Origin of the sequence: Pantoea anthophila (assembly GCF_006494375.1) — a bacterium.
Taxonomy (GTDB): Bacteria; Pseudomonadota; Gammaproteobacteria; order Enterobacterales; family Enterobacteriaceae; genus Pantoea; species Pantoea anthophila.
The window spans coordinates 1-1,233 of sequence record NZ_VHIZ01000034.1 but is presented as its reverse complement, the minus strand read 5'-3'; the positions used below and the strand labels follow the sequence as shown (position 1 = coordinate 1,233).

The window sequence follows — 1,233 nt, the reverse complement described above, 5'->3', positions numbered from 1 at the left end:
TATTAGTGAAGCATTCACCCCGCCAAATCCGAATCCATTTATGAGAACATTTTTTAAGGGTGTTTCTTTCGGTGTGTTTGTTATGATATTTAGTCCATCAGTACTATCGTCCAAATCATCAATATTTATTGAAGGGGGAGCAATTCCATCATTAATTGCTTTAATAGAAAATATTGTTGCAGCTGCTCCGGCTGCGCCTAACATATGACCAGTAGAAGATTTGGTAGATGATATATAAGTTTTTGAGCTACTAAATACACTTTTTATAGCTGCAATTTCAGCTCTATCGCCGACAAAAGTTGATGTTGAATGAGCGTTAATATAATCAATATCTTCTGCTTTTAAATGAGCATCATTAAGTGCTCTCTGCATCGATCTAGCTGCACCGGAGCCATCTTCAGGACCAGAAGTTATATGCCAAGCGTCTGAAGTTGTTCCATAACCTATTATTTCAGCCAGAATTTTTGCGTTTCGCTTTAAAGCATTATCTAGATCTTCTAGTATCAATATGCCTGCTCCTTCACTCATAACGAAACCATCCCGTTGTGAATCGAATGGCCGAGAAGCACATTCAGGGGCATCATTATAATTTGTAGTTAAAGCCCTAGCTGCGTGGAACCCTCCTAATGAAACATTATTAATACACGATTCACTGCCACCAACTAGCGCGATATTAGCGTATCCTGATTGAATAGCTCTGAAACCATCACCAATTGCTTGTATACTTGCCGCACACGCAGAAACTGGTGCTCCAATCATTCCTTTAAAGCCATATTTTATTGAAATCTGTCCTGCTGCAAGGTTTGCTATGAAAGATGGGATCGTAAATGGAGATAACTTTCTACTCCCTTTTGTAGCAACAGTATTTACGGCATTAGTAATCGAATGGAAACCACCAATACCAGTAGCAACAATAGTTGCGATATCTAGTTTTTCATCATCGCTTAAAGGTAAAAGATTTGCATCATTTATTGCTTCCTCCGCAGCAACAAGAGCGAGCTGAATAAATCGATCTGCCTTTTTTTGCTCTTTTAAGGGAATGTAACGATTCATATCTAATCCACCTATGGGGTCGTCTTCATAGGATGGAATAATTCCTGCAATGCTGACCGGACAATCACCATAACTCTCTGGGGGTAATCTTTTTACGCCTGAAAGCCCCTTGAGTAATCTTTCCCACGAGACCGTGCTATTTGCAGCAAGTGGTGATACCAATCCAACACCAGTAACAAC

The 1,233-nt window shown here is 39.7% G+C and carries 1 protein-coding gene; it reads right to left on the bottom strand.

What is annotated here, in order from left to right:
• The coding region (gene fabF / locus FJW00_RS06065; protein WP_140923280.1) for a beta-ketoacyl-ACP synthase II at positions 1 to 1,233 on the bottom strand (1,233 nt) is incomplete at both ends.